The following is a 1531-nucleotide window of genomic DNA, read 5'->3' on the forward strand; positions in this document are numbered from 1 at the left end:
GTCAGTATAGCTGCGCAAACCGAGACAGCACATCCCCCAGCGTTTATCATCCGGTGCCTGTTCCACTGGATTGATAAGGCGCCCATGAAGTTACCAAAGGTCACCATCGTACTGGTATCCGCTGCACTGCTGTTTGTTCTTTGGGAGCAGACCCGTGAACAGCCTGAACCGGTCGATGCCAGTCGCTTTACCGATCTCGCCGCAAATCCTGTTGAGCGCAGTGTTGCCATGGACTGGGTGATTACCCAGATCCCGGCACTTTGTAAGGACGCTACCGGGCAAAACCGCGGTGCGGAGGCCCATTCGGAGTGTGTCAGCGAAAGCGAAACCCGGACATCATCCTGCCGACGATCCGTCTACGACCGCTTCCCCAGTGTGATTGCCTCGGAAGCCGTGTTTCGGGATCTGACCATCACGGCGATGAATTGTCTCGTTCCCAGATCAGGAGTGGTTGAATAGAATGTCAGAAGATCCTCTCAAGGCCCTGTCCGACATGGCCAGCGAAGCCCATGCCCGTATCCAGGCGACCCATGAGCATATCAATCCGGTGGTGGAAGTACGCCGTGGCATGCGCGATGCCGGGATACCTGCGGATGTGATGACGATCGACTGCCTGCGCACCCGCCGGCGCATTACGCTCATCCTGCATGATGAACAGCCCGGGGTTCTGCTCTACCAGTTTGTGACCATCGACGATGAGGTCGGTGACGATTTCAGACAGATCGCCCTGGCCGATATCGACACCACGATGCTGTTCGAGTGGATTCAGGATTACTTTGGCTGAATCTGTCGCTCCGGACTCTAGCGCTTGAAGAATCTGGGATTACGCTCGACGAACGAATCAATCCAGCGCTCCAGGAACGACCGTTCATCTGGGTTCTTGAGGTAGCGCCAGCCCAATATTGAAATAATCAGGGCTCCCAGGGCATCGACGATCAGGTCCCACATGGTATCTGTCAGTCCGGAAGGGTCGCCCAGCATGGGTTTTTGCATGTTCATGCCGAACATGGAATCCATGGTGAACTCGAAAATCTCCCACAACGCGCCCACACCCAGGGCAAACATGAAGGCGAAGAAGGCCACGAAACCGGGTTTCATGTGCACCTGCAGCTTTTCCGTTTCATTCAGGATGTGCACCAGCAGAAACCCGAGGATACCCAGCAAAAACCCGGACATGGTGTGCAACGCCATGTCCCACCACCAGAACCGTGTGTAGTAATCCCGTATCTCGCCAAGAAACAGGGACGCGAACACAAAGCCGATGGCCGCAAGTTGCAGTTCTGGCGGGATGTGAATCCGGAAACGGCGCTCAACCAGCAGTGGAAAAAAGGTGATGGCAATGATCATTGCTGTCAGGAACGCCGTGAACCAGCGCTGGCCCCAGATGGCGAAGATCATTTCAGCCAGCAGGATCAGTTGCAGGGCAATGGTGATCCTCTGATGAGTAACGCGAATACGTATGGGCACTAGGTTTTACCACTGGATTTGTGTTGTGAATGGAACTGCCTGGTTGCGGCGGCACGCTCGTCCG

Annotated in this window: 3 protein-coding genes; 2 read left to right on the top strand and 1 reads right to left on the bottom strand. The window is 55.5% G+C overall.

Features of this window, described 5'->3' with window-relative positions; translation table 11 throughout:
- Positions 1 to 459 (top strand): hypothetical protein (locus tag ACESMB_RS12105; protein ID WP_372971650.1); only part of this gene is annotated, 459 nt, incomplete at its 5' end.
- A gap of 1 nt (position 460) precedes the next feature.
- A complete protein-coding gene (locus ACESMB_RS12110; RefSeq protein WP_372927382.1) occupies positions 461 to 784 on the top strand; it encodes a hypothetical protein in 324 nt (107 codons plus the stop codon).
- Positions 785 to 801: 17 nt separating this feature from the next.
- Here ACESMB_RS12110 and ACESMB_RS12115 read toward each other — a convergent pair whose 3' ends face one another.
- Positions 802 to 1467, bottom strand: a complete 666-nt coding sequence (locus ACESMB_RS12115; RefSeq protein ID WP_372971651.1) for a hypothetical protein — start codon at positions 1465 to 1467, stop codon at positions 802 to 804.
- Between the last annotated feature and the right edge of the window lie 64 nt (positions 1468 to 1531).

This window comes from Marinobacter sp. (genome assembly GCF_041686475.1).
Taxonomy (GTDB): domain Bacteria; phylum Pseudomonadota; class Gammaproteobacteria; order Pseudomonadales; family Oleiphilaceae; genus Marinobacter.